The organism is Paraburkholderia sp. J69-1, from assembly GCF_905220255.1.
Classification (GTDB): Bacteria; Pseudomonadota; Gammaproteobacteria; order Burkholderiales; family Burkholderiaceae; genus Paraburkholderia.
This window is the reverse complement of sequence record NZ_CAJMZG010000001.1, coordinates 574,717-591,754: the sequence shown is the minus strand read 5'-3', so window position 1 is coordinate 591,754 and position 17,038 is coordinate 574,717. Positions and strand designations below refer to the sequence as shown.

At 66.1% G+C, this 17,038-nt stretch carries 10 protein-coding genes and 1 pseudogene; 5 read left to right on the top strand and 6 right to left on the bottom strand.

Going from position 1 to position 17,038, the window contains the following annotated elements; genetic code table 11:
- Window positions 1-48: 48 nt before the first annotated feature.
- From U5A67_RS02670 to purT, 5 genes and pseudogenes are all read right to left on the bottom strand, one after another.
- Window positions 49-1,485, bottom strand: a complete 1,437-nt coding sequence (locus U5A67_RS02670) for an aldehyde dehydrogenase family protein (RefSeq protein ID WP_205986162.1) — start codon at window positions 1,483-1,485, stop codon at window positions 49-51.
- A 133-nt stretch (window positions 1,486-1,618) separates the two neighbouring features.
- Window positions 1,619-3,265 (bottom strand): annotated as a pseudogene (locus U5A67_RS02665) (acetolactate synthase large subunit).
- Between the two features lie 133 nt (window positions 3,266-3,398).
- Window positions 3,399-3,827: an MliC family protein gene (locus U5A67_RS02660; protein WP_321814390.1), complete on the bottom strand. Its 429-nt coding sequence runs from the start codon at window positions 3,825-3,827 to the stop codon at window positions 3,399-3,401.
- A gap of 79 nt (window positions 3,828-3,906) precedes the next feature.
- A complete protein-coding gene (locus U5A67_RS02655; protein ID WP_321814446.1) occupies window positions 3,907-4,080 on the bottom strand; it encodes a DUF6726 family protein in 174 nt (57 codons plus the stop codon).
- Window positions 4,081-4,205: 125 nt separating this feature from the next.
- The gene (gene purT, locus U5A67_RS02650) at window positions 4,206-5,429 is read right to left on the bottom strand and encodes a formate-dependent phosphoribosylglycinamide formyltransferase (RefSeq protein WP_205986159.1); all 1,224 of its coding nucleotides are present in this window, start codon (window positions 5,427-5,429) and stop codon (window positions 4,206-4,208) included.
- A 314-nt stretch (window positions 5,430-5,743) separates the two neighbouring features.
- Between purT and U5A67_RS02645 the strand changes: the two genes are divergently transcribed.
- Together U5A67_RS02645 and U5A67_RS02640 are read left to right on the top strand one after the other, a co-directional pair.
- Entirely contained in the window at window positions 5,744-6,358 is a 615-nt protein-coding gene (locus U5A67_RS02645) for an META domain-containing protein (protein WP_415767645.1), read from the top strand.
- A gap of 159 nt (window positions 6,359-6,517) precedes the next feature.
- Window positions 6,518-11,521 (top strand): DNA translocase FtsK, encoded by a 5,004-nt coding sequence (locus tag U5A67_RS02640; protein ID WP_321814389.1) that lies wholly within the window; start codon window positions 6,518-6,520, stop codon window positions 11,519-11,521.
- A 110-nt stretch (window positions 11,522-11,631) separates the two neighbouring features.
- Here the strand turns inward: U5A67_RS02640 and U5A67_RS02635 are convergent, their stop codons facing one another.
- Window positions 11,632-12,801 (bottom strand): lactonase family protein, encoded by a 1,170-nt coding sequence (locus U5A67_RS02635; RefSeq protein ID WP_321814444.1) that lies wholly within the window; start codon window positions 12,799-12,801, stop codon window positions 11,632-11,634.
- A 307-nt stretch (window positions 12,802-13,108) separates the two neighbouring features.
- On the opposite strand from U5A67_RS02635, the gene U5A67_RS02630 reads away from it, so the two are divergent.
- The 3 genes from U5A67_RS02630 (at window position 13,109) to U5A67_RS02620 (ending at window position 16,987) form a co-directional block, all read left to right on the top strand.
- Complete coding sequence (locus U5A67_RS02630) at window positions 13,109-13,258, top strand: DUF3096 domain-containing protein (RefSeq protein WP_103701522.1); 150 nt, start codon at window positions 13,109-13,111, stop codon at window positions 13,256-13,258.
- A gap of 241 nt (window positions 13,259-13,499) precedes the next feature.
- Window positions 13,500-15,362, top strand: coding sequence for a glycoside hydrolase family 15 protein (locus U5A67_RS02625; protein ID WP_321814388.1), 1,863 nt, complete (start codon window positions 13,500-13,502; stop codon window positions 15,360-15,362).
- Window positions 15,363-15,706: 344 nt separating this feature from the next.
- Window positions 15,707-16,987 (top strand): polyhydroxyalkanoate depolymerase, encoded by a 1,281-nt coding sequence (locus tag U5A67_RS02620; RefSeq protein WP_205987874.1) that lies wholly within the window; start codon window positions 15,707-15,709, stop codon window positions 16,985-16,987.
- Window positions 16,988-17,038: the final 51 nt, after the last annotated feature.

Sequence of the window (17,038 nt, the reverse complement as noted above, 5' to 3'; positions counted from 1 at the left end):
TTCGCGGTCTGGACCTTTGATCGCAGACCCGCGCGCCGGCCACCGCTTTCACCAGGTTTCGCGCATCACCATCAGCCGAAGCTCGGTCATATCTTCGATCGCATAGCGCACGCCCTCGCGACCGAGCCCCGAATCCTTCACGCCGCCATACGGCATGTTATCGACGCGAAATGACGGAATATCGTTGATGACCACGCCGCCCACGTCGAGCCCGTCCCACGCGCGGTGCGCATTGGCGAGCGAATCGGTGAACACGCCCGCCTGCAGGCCGAAGTCGCTGTTGTTGACGATATCCAGCGCCTGACCGAAATCGTCGAAACGCTCGAGAATCGCCACCGGGCCAAACGCCTCGCGCCGGTAGAGATCGGTGCCGCGCCCCACGTCTTCCAGCAGCGTGGCTTCGAACATCGCGCCGTCCACCTGCCCGCCCGCGAGAATTTTCGCGCCCGCCAGCACCGCGCTTTCCATCCAGCCGCTCAGACGCTGCGCTTCAGATTCCGAGATCATCGGCCCGACGAAGGTTTTCTCGTCCTTCGGGTCGCCCATCTTCAGCGTCTTGACCTTGGCGATCAGTTTGTCGCGCAGCGCATCGTAGAGCGACGCATGCACCAGAATGCGCTGCACGCCGATACAACTCTGCCCCGACTGGTAATACGCGCCGAATGCCAGCCGCTCCACCACGTAATCGAGCTTCGCGCCCTGATCGGCATCGACGACGGCCGCCGCATTGCCGCCCAGTTCCAGCACCACTTTCTTCTTGCCGGCCTTTTTCTTCAGATCCCAGCCCACCGCGGGCGAGCCCGTGAACGAAAGCAGCTTGAAACGCTCGTCGGTGGTGAAGAGATCGGCGCCGTCGCGATGCGCGGGCAGGATCGAAAACGCGCCCTTCGGCAAATCCGTTTCCGCCAGAATCTCGCCGATGATCAGCGCGCCCACCGGCGTGCGGCTCGCCGGCTTCAGCACGAACGGCACGCCCGCCGCGAGCGCCGGCGCGACCTTGTGCGCGGCCAGATTGAGCGGGAAATTGAACGGCGAAATAAACGAGCACGGCCCGATCGGCACGCGTTTGACGTAGCCGCGATAGCCCTTCGCGCGCGCCGAAATCTCCAGATTCACGATCTCGCCGTTGATGCGCACGCTTTCCTCGGCGGCCACGCGAAACGTGTCGATCAGGCGCGTGACTTCGCCGCGCGAATCGTTGATCGGCTTGCCCGCCTCGATGCACAGCGCCATCGCCAGTTCGTCGAAACGCTCGCGAAAGCGCGCCACGCAATGATCGATCACGGCCTGGCGCTTGAACGGCGGAAACGCGCGCAGCGCGGGCATGGCGGCTTCGGCGGCGGCGATGGCCTGGTCGATCGCCTTCGCATCGGCGAGCGCGACGCGCGTGGCGACTTCGCCGCTGTATTTGTCGGTGACTTCGAGATCGGTGTTGGCGGCGACGGCTTCGTTCGCCAGATAGTACGGATAAGTCGGTTTGAGCATGACGCGTTCTCCGCAGATGACGCGGCGCGCCACGTCGCTTCCGTTCCTGCCGCGCCAGCGTGAGTGCAATCCAGTGATGCAACGCACGGCGATGCGCGCAAACCGCGCGCCCGCGCGAACGATGGTGTTGCGTTCAAAGCTGCGCGCTGAGCCGCTTGATCTCGCGATTGAGCACGCGCTCGTTATCCGAATAATCGATGGGCACGTCGATCACATGCACGCCCGGCTGCGCAAAACACCGCTCGATCAGCGGCCCGAGTTCGCTCGCCGCACCCACGCGATGACCATGCGCGCCATAACTGCGCGCGTAATCGACGAAATCGGGGTTCTGCAGCGTCATGCCGTAATCGGGGAAATTCATGTTTTCCTGCTTCCAGCGGATCATGCCGAAGGCGTCGTCGCGCAGCAGCAGCACGACGATGTCGAGCTTCAGACGCACCGCCGTCTCCAGTTCCTGCGAATTCATCATGAAGCCGCCGTCGCCGCAGACGGCCACGACCTTGCGTTCGGGATGCACGATCTTCGTGGCGATCGCCGAGGGCAGGCCCGCGCCCATCGAGGCGAGCGCATTGTCGAGCAGCACCGAATTCGGCTCGCGCGCCCGGTAGTAGCGCGCGAACCAGATCTTGTACATGCCGTTATCGAGACACAGAATGCCGTCCTCGGGCATCGCGTGATAGACGTCGTGCACGAGGCGCACCGGATAGACCGGAAAACGCTCGTCGTGCTGGCCTTTGGCGAGATGCGCGTCGAAGTGGCGCTTGATCTCCTCGAAGCGCGCGAAATCCCAGGCGTGCTCGCGCGGCTTGAGCGCTTCCTTGATCTGCCAGACCGCATTGGCGATATCGCCCACCACCTCGATCTGCGGGAAATAGACCGGATCGACTTCCGCGCCCAGGAAATTCACGTGGATCACGGTCTTGCCTTCGGCGCTGCGCATGAAAAACGGCGGCTTTTCGATCACGTCATGGCCGACGTTGATGATGCAGTCGGCATGCTCGATCGCGCGGTGCACGAAATCGCCATCGGATAACGTCGCATTGCCCAGCCACAGCGGATGCGATTCGTCGATCACGCCCTTGCCCATCTGCGTGGTGAAAAACGGAATGCCGGTTTAATCGACGAATTCGCGCAGCACGTTGCGCGTGGTCTTGCGATTGCCGCCCGCGCCGATCATCAGCAGCGGATGCTGCGCTTCGCAGATCGCCGCCACCGCATGCGCGACGGCTTTTTCCTCCGCGACCGGGCGGCGGCTGAAACTCTTGGGAATGGGCTTGCCGTCGCCCTCTTCGTCGGCCACGTCTTCGGGCAATTCCAGATGCACGGCGCCCGGACGCTCCTGTTCGGCCTGGCGAAACGCTTCGCGCACCAGCGCCGGAATATTGCCGATCGACACAATCTGGCGCGCGTACTTCGTGAGCGGCTCCATCATGCGCACCACATCGACGATCTGGAAATGGCCCTGCTTGCTGGACTTGATGGGCTTCTGGCCGGTGACCATCAGCATCGGCATGCCGCCGAGCTGTGCGTAGGCGGCCGCGGTCACGAAATTGGTCGCGCCGGGACCAAGCGTGGCGAGACACACGCCGGTGCGCCCCGTCAGCCGTCCGTAGGTGGCGGCCATGAAACCGGCGGCCTGTTCGTGACGTGTGACGATCAGGCGGATCTTCGAGCGCCGCAGCGATTCGAGCAGATCGAGATTTTCCTCGCCGGGAATCCCGAACACGTACTCCACGCCCTCGGCTTCGAGCGCCTTCACGAACAGATCCGATGCTTTCATCGACCACCTCGCGCAGTGTGCGCGAACGGCACCGACGGGTTGCAGCGTCTCTGCCGCATGCCAGCCGCCCTTCGCATGGCCGACAGATTACTCCGGCAGAACGGAACGCGTCGCGAAGCGCGCAGGCGCCGGTTTAGCGCATGATCGTGGCGCAGCCCGCGAGGATGGGCTTCGAGTTGGGATCGGCCATGGTGTCGTAGAGATCGGCGCCCGGGCCCTTGGTCCACCACGCGTATTTCGCGCCGACATAGCGCACGCCCGACGCGGCCACCACGCCGACCAGCAGGAACTTGCGGCCGTCCACCGGCACGAGCGCGAAGCTCTGTCCGTTGGCCGCGTTGAGATAGCTGACCTTGAAGGTCTTGCCGTCCGCGCAGGTGTAGCTGAAGGTATGACGCGACTGCACGTGGATGTCGCGCAGTTCGAGCGGACCGCCTGCACCGCTGTTTCCCGATGCGGCCTGCGCGGCGGGAATCGCACAGACTGCCAGCGCGAGCGCCGTGCACACGCGGGCGATGCGATGGCGCAACGAGCGCACGGGCGAAGTCGATACGTCGATCAAGGCGTTCTCCTGGCGTGGCATGACATCGTGAGAGTCAACGTGAGACGTCATGATGTAAAGCGGCAATCGATCCGCAGGATCACGGATCGATCACGTCGGCGCAGGCATCGGTGGGCGCGGCGGCCACGTGGCCTACGATCGGCACGATCTTCAGGCCCGCTGACGCCACGCGGCACGGCGCAGCCGCCAGCCCGCAACCGCTCAGCGCGGTAACGCACAAGCCGGCGCACACCGCAGCGCCGGTCCAGCGCATGAGACGAACCACGAGCGCTTTGCCCATCTCCACCTCCCGGCCTGAGCCGCGACGATAACCCGCAAGGCGCGGGTTACGTTTTGCGGGTGCGCGAGCTTGCGCACCCTGCCCGCCTTCCTTCAGCGTTATTCCGAAGCTTCGCCGGCCACCGGACGCACCGCCGCCGCCGCAGCGCGCGCACGCGCACGTGCTTCTTCGAGATCCACGCCCGTTGCCAGCGCGACACCCATACGGCGCTTCGTGAAGCTTTCCGGCTTGCCGAACAGACGCAGATCCGCGCCCGGCACGGCCAGCGCATCGGCGACGCCTTCGAAGGCGATACCGCGTGCGTCCATGCCGCCATAGATCACCGCCGACGCGCCCGGACCGCGTGCCGTCGTATCGACGGGCAGACCGAGAATCGCGCGCGCATGCAGTTCGAACTCCGAGAAACGCTGCGAAGCGAGCGTGACCAGCCCCGTATCGTGCGGACGCGGGCTCACTTCCGAGAACCAGACTTCGTCGCCGCGCACGAACAGCTCGACGCCGAAGAGACCACGGCCGCCCAGCGCCTCGGTGACCTTGTGGGCGATTTCGCGCGAACGCTCGAGCGCCTTCGGGCTCATCGGCTGCGGCTGCCACGATTCGACATAGTCGCCGTCCACCTGCTTGTGGCCGATCGGGTCGCAGTAATAGGTCTGCACCGTGCCGCTCGACGGGTCCGTCGCGCGCACGGTCAGTTGCGTGATTTCGTATTCGAAGTCGATAAAGCCTTCGACGATCACGCGGCCATGATTCACCCGGCCGCCCGCCAGCGCGTATTCCCATGCGCGTTCGACATCGGCGTCGCTGCGCAGCACCGACTGGCCCTTGCCCGACGACGACATCACCGGCTTCACCACGCACGGATACCCGACCTTGGCGATACCGGCCTTGAGTTCGTCGAGCGAGTCGGCGAATGCGTACGGCGAAGTCGGCAGGCCCAGTTCTTCAGCCGCGAGACGGCGGATGCCTTCGCGGTTCATGGTGAGCTGCGCGGCGCGCGCGGTGGGAATGACTTCGGCGACGCCTTCGGATTCGACGGCGGCCAGCGCGTCGGTGGCGATGGCTTCGATTTCCGGCACGATGAGATGCGGACGTTCGGCATCGATCAGCGCGCGCAGCGCCTTGGGATCGGCCATGTCGATCACGTGGGCGCGATGCGCGACCTGATGACCGGGCGCGTTCTCGTAGCGATCGACGGCGATCACTTCAACGCCGAGGCGCTGCAGCGCGATGATCACTTCCTTGCCGAGCTCGCCAGCGCCGAGCAGCATGACACGGGTGGCGGAAGCGGAAAGCGGCGTGCCGATGCGGGGGCCGGTCTGCATGATGTCTCCAGAAATCACGGTGAAGATTGACGATGAAGCGCGCGCGCCTCTTGGATGACGCACGAATGCGAAGAAGCGTCGATGTTAACACGCGCACCCATGCGTTTTACCTGGCCGGATGGCCAACGCGAGTCCGGTGCGGCCCGCCGCCGCGGTTTGCAGATCGTTTGCGGACGGTTTCCGCGCTGTTTCCAACTAACTGTTACAGGTGAAGCGCTTTCGCGCGAAGAAGTCACCATTTAGCGAACGTTTGCGCTCGCATGGCGTCTCCTGGTGCGTTACCCTTACGCCTTCGCCAGTTACGAGGAAATGCGATGCCCCACCGCTCGAGCACACGCCCCGCCGGGCACATGATGGCGCGCCTGCTCGCGTCGCGCGCGGCGCCGCTCGCAGCAGCCACCTGCGCTGCACTGATGCTTGCCGCGTGCAAGCTGCCGGTTCACCAGGACTCGTCCGCACCGGCACCCGATCCGTTCAATCCCGCCGCCGCGCAGTTGCTCGACAACACGCACTGGCAGCTCGTCGAATGGAAACGCGCCGACGGCTCGCTGCGCGCGATTCCGGGTGCAGCCGCTGCATCGGGTCCGGCAGCGCCGGGCGCGCGTCCGGTCACGCTCGATCTGTCCACGGCGAACGGCCAGCGCCGCGCCAGCGGCTTCTCGGGCTGCAACCGTTACATGGGACGCTACACGCTCAAGAGCGGCCTGCTCTCGTTCGACCAGCTTGCGGGCACGCGTATGGCGTGCATCGGCGCGGGCGGCGAGATCGAAGGCCCCTATCTGGACGCGCTCGCGCACATTGCCCGCACCGGCGTGCAGATGCGCCCGCCGCAAGCGCTGCAACTGATCCTGGAAAACGGCGATCGGCTGAGCTTCGCACAGGCGGACGCAGGCGCTCCGGCAGGCGCATCCGCGACACCGGGACAGTGACGCCGCGCACTGCCTCACAGCCGCGCGCTCACCCCGCGCGGCGTTTTTTTTGCTGAGTCCCGCTGCGACTGCGGCGCCGCGGCAACGCGCGTAGCGGCGCACCAGGTCCGAACGGTTACACTCGGCAGATTGCCCATTCTTTCATCGTAGATCTCTGGCATGCACACGGTAGTTCCTGGCTGGTTCGGCTTATCGGCCGTCTGGTTCATCCCTCTGGTCTGGCGTCTCGTGAAGTCGGTGCTGCCCGGCGGCGCGGGCCTGCGCGGTCCCGGCACGATCCGGCTGTGGCTCGGCTTTTTCTGCGTGCTGCTGTCGAGCTGCGCGCTCGAAGCGTCGATCCTGCACATCGAAGGTTTCGATGCGCTCGGTCACGCGCTCGCTGACGGCCTCGGCAAACTGATCGGCCATGCGGCCGCGCCGCTCGCGATGGCGGTGCTGTTCTTCGTGAGCCTGCCGTGGCTGATCGAATTCCGCTGGCGCGACTTCTTCGTCTGGGCCGACGTGTCGCTCGGCCTCGGCCTGAACATCCGCCCCTCCAGCGACGACGACGAAGACGTCGAGCGCCCGTCGCACCGCAGCCGCCGCGCGTCGCAGGACGGCGGATCGACGAGTTCGTCGAGCTCGGGCCTCGCGGGTCTGGGCAGTCTGGGCAGCGCGTTGGGACTGGGCGGCGGACTCGCCTCGGGCGAAGGTCCGAATATCGGCTCCGGCGCGGGCACGACCGTGCCGCACGACGACACGCGCCGCAAGCGGCCGACGGTCTGGCGTCCGCAGATGCCGGGCAAGCGCACGGCGGCGGGTGCCGCTGCAACGGGTGCCGTGGGTTCGGCCGCTGCCAGCGCGGCGCCGGGCGCCGCGGGCACGCAAGGCGCGAATCCCTCGGCCATGAATCCTTCCCCGTGGCGCGTCGAGCCGGACTTCGCTTCGCCGCCGCCCAGCGCCGCCGCCGCGTGGGCGCGCAACGAGCCGACCGTGCCAGCCGGATGGCTGCGCGAAGGCCAGGCCGCTGCGCGTGCGCCGATGGCGTCTGCGCCTTCTGCCCAAGCGGGCGACATGCGCCGCGCCGCCGCGCCGGGCGGTCTGCCGGGCAATGCGCGCGCAGGCGCACCGAACGGCATGCCGATGTCGTCGCAGGCCGCTTCGGCGTCGTCGTTGCCGCCCTTGCCTTCCGGCGTCGACGTGCATCGCCAGGCGATGACCGGTCTCGGCGGCGTGGCCGTTGCCGCCGCCGGCGCGCCAGGCCTGCCGTCCGGCGGCGTCGCGACCAATGCCACGCAATGGCGCGTCGCGCCGCCGCGTTCCGCGCAGGCAGCTACGCCAGGCGCGGCGGCTGGCCTCGCTCCGATCCATGCGCAAGGCGCCACGCCGGTGCGCCCGCCCTCGATGCGACCTCCCGCGCCGGTCGCGGCGCAGGCCGCACCGCTGGCCTCGACGGCATCCGTTCCGGTTGCGCCGCGTGGCGCGCCCATCCCCACCGATCCGCTGATCTCGCCTTACGCGAGCCCGGCTCCCGCGCGCCGCAATGTGCCGCCGCCCGTTGCGGGCAGCACGGCCGCACGCGCCGCCGCAGCCGCCGCGCCGCAGCCGCGTCAGACCCGCGCGCCGCGTCCGTTCGTGTGGCCGACGAAAACCACGCCGACCACCGCGCTGCGTGCGCCGTCCACGCTCAGCCCGCAGATTGGCGTGCCCGTGAGCGCGCCGGTTGCGGAAGTGGTCGCTGCTACGCCCGCCGCTACGTCCGCCTCCACGCCCGCCTATTCGCGCCCGACGCCGCCCGCGCCCGCCGCCGAGCCCGCGCCGCTGTCGTCGAGCGTGCTCGAAACGCTGCGTTCGATCGAAGAGAACGCCGCGCGCTGGACCTCGCTGGCCGGCGCGAGCCTCGCTCGCCGCAATGCGCCGGATGAGATGGCTACGACCGCCGAAGCGCCGTTGGCTAGCGACGTCAGCACGCCTGACGTAGATGCCGAAGTGGCGACGCCCGCCGCCCACGCGCACTTCCCGATGAGCGCGCCGCAGATCGCGGTGCCGGTTGAAACGGCAGCGGCAGCGCACGTCGAAACGTCTGCTGAGCCGCTCGCGCAGGCCGCATCGGACCTGCACGAAAACGCCGCGTCGTTGTCTGAAGCGGTCGAGGCGGAGCCGGTGGTTGCGCCGACGCTGGCTGAAGAAGCAGAACCCGCGACCACGCACGCGCAGCACGAAGCCGGCAACGCCCTGCCCGCGTTCCTGATCGGCGCCGAGGAAAACGCGCCCGAGCCGAGCGAAGCCGCAGAGACGCAAGAACACGCACAGGCACACGCTGATACATCCGCTCCGGCACAAGTCAACTGGCCGAACTTCGACAACGGCATGCCGTGGGTCATGCTCGACGACGAACCCGCCGAGGAAGTTGCCGAGGAAGTCGAAGCCAGCAAGCCCGAGCATGAAGATACGGTGGCTGCAGAGCCGGAATCGCACGCCGAAGTCGCAGAACAGGAACCCGCTCCGGCGATCGACGCGACGCAGGACGAAGAGCCCGTCGCGAGCGTCAGCAATATCGTCCGTTTCCCGCGCCTCGTGACGCAAACTGCGCAACCCGCGCGCGTCGAGCACGTCGAGCCTGTCGCGCAGCCGGAAACCGTCGAAGAAGCCAGCGAGCCGGAAGTGGCGTCCGAAGAACCGGTCACGAGCGTCGAAACGCCGGAACCCGCAACAGACGAGCCGCTGGCTGCGCCGGTCGACATTTTCACAGCTGCGTTCAATGCGGCGCTGCCGTCGTTTATCGCCAAGGCAGCCGAAGAAGAAGCGAACGCCGCCGAGATCGAAGCCCCGGTTCAGGAAGTTGCTGCCGTTGCCGAACCGGTAGCAGAGGAAGCAAAGGAAGCAGCGCCGACGATCGAACCCGCTCCCGTCGAAACGGCCGCGGTTGAAACGGCACCGGTATCGGCTGAACCCGCACACGTCGAACCGCAGATGCCGGTGGTCGAAGAAGCTCGCCCGGCTCCTGCTCCGATTGAAGTCGAGCAACCTGTCGCAGCAGTTTTGAGCACGGTGGCACCGCTTGCGGCCGCTGCCGCTTCGGTCGTTCCGACGGCCGCCAGCGCGGCGGTAAGCGCAATCGCACCGGCCGTCGGCGCAGTACAGACCATTGCGGCCGCAACGAGCGCGGTCACGCCAACGCCAACGCCCACGCCTGCCGAACCGGCCCCGGCGCAAACACAAGCGCCGACGCAAACTACCGCCAGCGCTTTCGAAACGCCCGAGGCAGAACCGGCCCAAACGCAGCCGCAAACCGAACCGGCCGCGCCCGCATGGCACCTCCCGGAAGTTCAAACGCCTGAGCCGTTCGCTCCGGTTGCGCCACCGTGGGAGCAAATCGAACCTACGCCGTTGCCCGAACCGGTCATCCGCGAGTGGCACCTGCCTGAAGTGCCGTCGTTCATTCCGGTTCCGCCCGCGCCTGTCACGCCGCCGTGGGAACATGCAGCCACGCCGGTGCCCGCCGCATCGGCACCGCTCGCACCGCCGGCGTTCACGCCGGTTGCCGCGCCTGCAGCACCCGCACCGACGCCCGCAGTCGCGGCACCGCAAGCAGCACCCCAGCCTGCACCCCAGCCAGCCCCGCAACCCGCCCCCGAAGCAGCCCGCGCGCCCGTGCGCGGCCACGCGCCGACCTCGTTCGAATTCCAGCCGCTCAGCGCCTCGTCGGTCGAACTGCCGGGCTTCGAGCTACTGGATCGCGCCTCGACCGAAATCGAATACGTCTCCGAAGAAAAGCTCGCCGAAACCAGCCAGTTGATCGAGCAGCGCCTGCAGGAGTTCAAGGTGCCGGTCACGGTGGTCGGTGCATCGGCGGGTCCGGTGATTACGCGCTTCGAAGTCGAACCGGCGCTCGGCGTGCGCGGCAGCCAGATCGTCGGCCTGATGAAGGATCTGTCGCGCGGCCTCGGCCTCACGTCGATCCGCGTGGTCGAAACGATTCCGGGCAAGACCTGCATGGGTCTCGAATTGCCGAACGCCAAACGGCAGATGATCCGCCTCTCGGAAATCCTCGAATCGACGCCTTATCAGCGTTCGCAATCGAAGCTGACGATCGCGATGGGCAAGGACATCGTCGGTCATCCGATCGTGACCGATCTCGCGAAAGCGCCGCACATGCTGGTGGCCGGCACGACCGGCTCGGGCAAGTCGGTGGCGATCAACGCGATGATCCTCTCGCTGCTCTACAAGGCGAAGCCCGAGGACGTGCGCCTCATCATGATCGACCCGAAGATGCTGGAACTGTCGGTCTACGAAGGCATTCCGCATCTGCTCGCGCCGGTCGTCACGGACATGAAGCTCGCGGCCAATGCGCTGAACTGGTGTGTCGGCGAAATGGAGAAGCGCTACCGGCTGATGTCGGCCGTGGGCGTGCGCAATCTCGCGGGCTTCAACCAGAAGATCCGCGACGCCGAAGCCAACGAGCGCAAGATCGGCAACCCGTTCTCGCTCACGCCGGAAGCGCCCGAACCGCTCTCGCCGCTGCCGATGATCGTCGTGGTGATCGACGAACTCGCCGACCTGATGATGGTCGCGGGCAAGAAGATCGAAGAGCTGATCGCGCGTCTCGCGCAGAAGGCGCGCGCGGCAGGCATCCACCTGATCCTTGCCACGCAGCGTCCGTCGGTCGACGTCATCACCGGTCTGATCAAGGCGAACATTCCGACGCGCGTGGCCTTCCAGGTGTCGTCGAAGATCGATTCGCGCACGATTCTCGACCAGATGGGCGCGGAATCGCTGCTCGGTCAGGGCGACATGCTGTTCCTGCCGCCGGGCACGGGCTATCCGCAGCGCGTGCACGGCGCGTTCGTCGCCGACGAGGAAGTGCATGCGGTGGTCGAGTATCTGAAGCAGTTCGGCGAGCCGGAATATGTCGAAGGCATTCTCGACGGTCCGGCTTCGGAAGGCGCGCCGCAGGATCTGTTCGGCGAGTCGCCCGAGGCGGAAGCCGACCCGCTCTACGACGAAGCCGTGGCCTTCGTGGTACGTACGCGCCGCGCGTCGATTTCGTCCGTGCAGCGGCAATTGCGCATCGGCTACAACCGCGCTGCGCGTCTGGTCGAACAGATGGAAGCGGCCGGTCTCGTCTCGCCGATGGGCATCAACGGCAGCCGCGAAGTGCTCGTGCCGGGTCAGGCCGAATAAGCACGGTGTAGGCGCCACGGCGTCGCCGTCGTCAAACAAAAACGCCGCGTGGAGTTGCTCCACGCGGCGTTTTTTTCATCGCAAGCCGGTTCGCACCGGCATCGACAATCTCAAGGCGTCACGAACTTGAAATCGACCGGCGAGCCGATCTCGATCTTCTTCGGGTTCGCCGCCAGCAGACCGGTTTCCTGATCGCGGCGGAACACGTAGACCGTGTCGCTGTTCTGGTTGCCGACGATCAGCCACTGGCCGCTCGGGTCGATCGCGAATTCGCGCGGCGACTTGCCGAGGCTCGCCTGACGGCCCACGCGCTTGAGCTTGCCGCTCGTTGCGTCGACCGCGAAGATCGAGATGTCGTTGGCGTCGCCGCGATTCGACACGTAGAGGAACTTGCCATCCGGCGAGAGATGCAGCGCCGCTGCGCCCACCGCGCCCTTGAAGCCCGGTTCCGCCAGCTTCTCGACCTGCTCCAGCTTCAGATGGCCGTCGTTGTAGTCGAACACGCTGACGGTGCCCGCCAGTTCGCTCGTGAGGTAAGCGTGGCGGCCATCGTTGCCGAATACCAGGTGACGCGGGCCGGTGCCGGCCTTCACGTCGGTGTAGCGCCATTCGGCCGGGCTCACCAGACCGCGCGTGCCGTCCGGCGTGTAGCGGTAGGTCCAGAGCTTGTCGGTGCCCAGATCCTGCGTGAACAGGTAGCGGCCATCGGGCGAGAATACCGTCGAGTGCACGTGCGCGTTGTCCTGACGCCCCTTCACCGGGCCGCCGCCTTCGTGATGCACGGTCAGCACCGACTGGCCGAGCTTGCCGTCCTGCTCGACCGGCAGCACCGCGAAGCTGCCGCCCGGATCGGCCGCCACCGAGTAGTTGGCGACCAGCAGATATTTGCCGTCCGGCGACAGGCTCAGATAGCACGGGTCGTTGCCTTGCGCCGAGACCTTGTCGAGGAAGGTGAGTTGGCCGCTCGCGGCGTCGAAGCCGAAGGCGCTCACATCGCCGCGCGTGGTGGCCGGGCCGTTATCGCCGGGCAGTTCGTTCACCGCGTAGACGAAGCGCTTGTCCTTGCTGACCACCAGATACGACGGGTTCACCGTCTTCGCGACGCTGACCTGCTGCGCGTCGCCGGTCTTCGAATCGAAGCGATAGACGTACAGGCCTTCGCTCTTGCCGCCCGTATAGGTGCCGACGATCAGGTCGTACACGCCGTTGCCGGCCACATCGGCGGACGCACCTTGCGCGAATGCCTGCGGCGCAGCGACGGAGGCGGCGACTGTGGCCATGATGGCGATCCCTTTGATGATCTGATGAATAATGCCGCGCTTCGGGGTGCGCGGTGCACCGGATTTACGCGATTGCACGGGCATGGCGATTGCGACTGCATGGCCTTGAAACATGTCGACCTCCTTTCTTCTTGTCGAACTGGCGAATCTGCTGCTGATCGTTTCCGCGCGGCATGAGCAAAACACATCTGCCCGATGCCTGCGCGAGCACGGATCTTATGAGGGTTGGAAGCGAAGTATACGAGAGGTTGCACGCCATCGCGCTGCCAGCGCGCAGCACGCGGCCTCGCTCACTACGGAGTGAACTATGAACATCCATGTCGCCATCGGCCCGCTCGTCGCGCTCATCGCCGGCATTCTGATTCTGGTCGTGCCGCGCCTGCTCAACTACATCGTTGCGCTCTATCTGATCATCATCGGGATCATCGGCCTGTTCGGCACGGGTGGACATTTCTGAACGCGCCGGATTGCTCCGCTCAAGCTCTCGCGCGCGCCCGTGAACGGCGCGCCGCGACCATTCCCGCAGCCCTGTTTTGCGTGCGCTGGCGTGCCGTGCGCCGCAAAACGCGTTGCGCTTTCGCCCCCGCTGCCACTACTCTTGTGCGTGCATGCGCCGGGAAGCCTCTGAGCGCGCAGCCATGCCGTAGCGCCGTAAAAATCACACGAATCGCACCACGCACGCTGTCAATCTGCTTACCATGCCCGCACTTATCGAAGACTATGCATTGATCGGCGACGGCCACACCGCCGCGCTCGTGTCCCGCGAAGGTTCCATCGACTGGCTCTGCTGGCCGCGTTTCGACTCCGGCGCCTGCTTCGCGGCGCTGCTCGGCACCGAAAAGAACGGCCGCTGGCAGATCGCCCCCGCGCCCGCCGCCGACGGCACGCCCGCCAAAGTCACCACCACGCGCCGCTATCGCGGCGACACGCTGATCCTCGAAACCGATTTCGAAACCGCCGAAGGCGCGGTCACGCTAATCGACTTCATGCCGCCGGGCAACGGCTGGACCGAACTCGTGCGCATCGTCGTGGGCCGGCGCGGCACCGTGCGCATGCAATGCGAACTGGTGTTGCGCTTCGACTACGGCTTTTCCGTGCCGTGGGTGAGCCGCCTCGCCTACGAGAGCGGCATCAAGGCCACGGTCGGCCCGGACACCATCGTGTTGCGCACGCCCGTCGATCTCGAAGGCGAAAACATGCGCACGGTCGCCGAATTCGACGTCAAGGAAGGCGAGCGCGTGCCGTTCTCGATGGCCTACGCCGCGTCGCATCTGCGCCTGCCGCCCCCGCGCGATCCGTTCACGGCGCTCGCGCGCACCGAAAACTTCTGGGAGGAATGGGCCGCGCGCGGCACCGTCGAAGGCCGCTGGGCCGCGCCGATCCGCCGCTCGCTGATCACCCTCAAGGCGCTCGCCTACGAGCCGACCGGCGGCATCGTGGCCGCGCCCACCACCTCGCTGCCCGAGCAACTGGGCGGCACGCGCAACTGGGACTACCGCTATTGCTGGCTGCGCGACGCCACCATCACCCTGCTCGCCATGATGCGCGGCGGCTATTACGACGAAGCGCGCGCCTGGCGCGCGTGGCTCGGCCGCGTGATGGCCGGTTCGCCCTCGCAGTTGCAGATCATGTACGGCATCGCCGGCGAGCGCCGTCTGCCCGAAATCGAACTCGACTGGCTGCCCGGCTACGAAGGCGCGAAGCCCGTGCGGGTGGGCAATAACGCGGTTGGGCAATTGCAGCTGGACGTGTACGGCGAAGTCATGAACGCGCTGCACCTCGCGCGCGTGGGCGGCCTGCAAGCCGACGACACCGCCTGGTCGATCCAGTGCGCGATGCTCGAACACCTCGAAACGATCTGGACCGAGCCCGACGAAGGTATCTGGGAAACGCGCGGCGGCCGCCAGCATTTCACCTTCTCGAAGGTGATGGCGTGGGTGGCGTTCGACCGCTGCGTGCGCTCGGCGGAAAAATTCGATCTGCCCGGCCCGCTCGACCATTGGCGCGAGATGCGCGAAACCATCCACGCACAGATCTGCGAGCGCGCCTTCAACGCGGAGCTGAACTCCTTCACGCAGATCTACGGCGGCACCGACCTCGACGCCAGCCTGCTGCTGATGCCGCTGGTCGGCTTCCTGCCCGCCGACGACCCGCGCATCGCGGGCACCGTCGCGGCGATCGAGCGCGACCTGATGTGCGAAGGCTTCGTGATGCGCTACCGCACCACCGAATTCAACGACGGTTTGCCGCCCGGCGAAGGCACTTTCCTCGCCTGCAGCTTCTGGATGGTCGATAACCTCGCGCTCCAGGGCCGCATGGACGATGCGCGCAAGATGTACGAACGGCTGCTCGGGCTCGCCAACGATGTCGGCCTGCTGGCCGAGGAGTACGATCCGGTCGCGGGCCGACTTGTGGGAAATTTCCCACAGGCCTTCTCGCACGTGGCGCTGGTCCACACCGGTCTGAACCTGATGCGCCACGAACAGGAAATGGCAGCGGAAACCGGCCATCCAGAAGGCATCCCGCCGATGGAAGCCGATTTCGAGGCCACCGCGTCATAGTTCACCGCGAGCCCGCCGCGAGCCAAAGCGCATAGTCAGGATCGCGAAGAGGTCAACGTGGGAATGCACCGACGCGTTTGTAGGAGGTGCGCTAAACTTGACTTGCTGCGTTGCACAACGTTCTGGGGTCCGATACGATGGTTTCGGCTGGATCGCAGTGCGGCAGCGTGGCGCGCGGCTGGGGCGTAGCGGCTGGTTTTTGCGCTCAAGCGGCGCGATGCAAAGCCGATATATAGCCTGACTGAAAGAGTCACAAGCCCGACCGATCAACAAGCGGGTCCGCATCCTCGTCGCGTTTATCCGCGTAGCCAGGATGCGATCCGGCCCCTGATGCTGGAGCATCCATGCTCTACCAAATTCGCGAATACCAGCGCGCATTGCTTAGCCCCCTTACCGCGTGGGCCCAGGCTGCTTCCAAGTCGTTTTCGAATCCGTCGAGCCCGTTCTCGCTCGTGCCGGGCGCCACGCGTCTTGCCGCCGGCTACGAACTGCTCTACCGGCTCGGCAAGGACTACGAAAAGCCCGAGTTCAATATCAAGCAGATCGAAAAAGACGGTCATCACATCCCGATCGTCGAACAGACCATCGTCGAAAAGCCGTTCTGCCGCCTGCTGCGTTTCAAGCGTTACGCCGACGATCCCGCCGCCGTGACCGCGCTCAAGGACGAGCCTTCGGTGCTGGTGTGCGCGCCGCTGTCGGGTCACCACTCCACGCTGCTGCGCGACACCGTGCGCACGCTGCTGCAGGACCACAAGGTCTACATCACCGACTGGATCGACGCGCGCATGGTGCCGCTCGAAGCGGGTGCGTTCCATCTGGACGACTACGTGGCGTACATCCAGGAATTCATCCGCCATATCGGCGCGAAGAACGTGCATGTGCTGTCGGTTTGCCAGCCCACGGTGCCGGTGCTCGCGGCCATTTCGCTGATGGCGAGCCGCGGCGAACCCACCCCGCTCACGATGACGATGATGGGCGGCCCGATCGACGCGCGCCGCAGCCCCACCGCCGTCAACTCACTCGCCACCGAACACTCGCTCGAATGGTTTGCGAACAACGTGATCCATACGGTGCCGGCCAACTATCCGGGCGAGGGCCGCGAGGTCTATCCGGGCTTCCTGCAGCACACCGGTTTCGTCGCGATGAATCCGGGCCGCCACACCACGGCGCACTGGGACTTCTACAAGAGCCTGCTGCGCGGCGACGAAGAGGACGCCGAAGCACATCGTCAGTTCTATGACGAATACAACGCGGTGCTCGACATGGCCGCCGAGTATTACCTCGAGACCATCCGCACGGTGTTCCAGGAATTCAGTCTCGCCGAAGGCACGTGGGATGTTTCGGGCGAGCGCGTGCGGCCGCAGGATATCCGCGACACGGCGCTCTTCACGATCGAAGGCGAACTCGACGATATTTCGGGCTCCGGACAGACGCGCGCCGCGCACGACCTGTGCACGAGCATCCCGGAGCAGAACAAGCACCATCTGACCGCGGAAAAGTGCGGCCACTACGGCATTTTCTCGGGCCGCCGCTGGCGCACCATCATCTATCCACAACTGCGCGACTTTATCCGCCAGCATCAGCCGCACGCGAAGCAGCCGGTTAAGGAAACGGTCGTTGCTTGACGTCGCTTGACGTTGCTTAAGGGCAGACTGCGATCGACGCTCGACGGATGA

What these genes read in the sequence shown, in the direction of transcription:
- U5A67_RS02655 (WP_321814446.1), bottom strand. Translation starts at nt 4,080, where the DNA reads ATGCGCTGGACCGGCGCTGCGGTGTGCGCCGGCTTGTGCGTTACCGCG.
- U5A67_RS02635 (WP_321814444.1), bottom strand. Translation starts at nt 12,801, where the DNA reads ATGGCCACAGTCGCCGCCTCCGTCGCTGCGCCGCAGGCATTCGCGCAA.
- U5A67_RS02645 (WP_415767645.1), top strand. Translation starts at nt 5,744, where the DNA reads ATGCCCCACCGCTCGAGCACACGCCCCGCCGGGCACATGATGGCGCGC.
- U5A67_RS02625 (WP_321814388.1), top strand. Translation starts at nt 13,500, where the DNA reads ATGCCCGCACTTATCGAAGACTATGCATTGATCGGCGACGGCCACACC.
- U5A67_RS02630 (WP_103701522.1), top strand. Translation starts at nt 13,109, where the DNA reads ATGAACATCCATGTCGCCATCGGCCCGCTCGTCGCGCTCATCGCCGGC.
- U5A67_RS02620 (WP_205987874.1), top strand. Translation starts at nt 15,707, where the DNA reads ATGCTCTACCAAATTCGCGAATACCAGCGCGCATTGCTTAGCCCCCTT.
- purT (WP_205986159.1), bottom strand. Translation starts at nt 5,429, where the DNA reads ATGCAGACCGGCCCCCGCATCGGCACGCCGCTTTCCGCTTCCGCCACC.
- U5A67_RS02640 (WP_321814389.1), top strand. Translation starts at nt 6,518, where the DNA reads ATGCACACGGTAGTTCCTGGCTGGTTCGGCTTATCGGCCGTCTGGTTC.
- U5A67_RS02670 (WP_205986162.1), bottom strand. Translation starts at nt 1,485, where the DNA reads ATGCTCAAACCGACTTATCCGTACTATCTGGCGAACGAAGCCGTCGCC.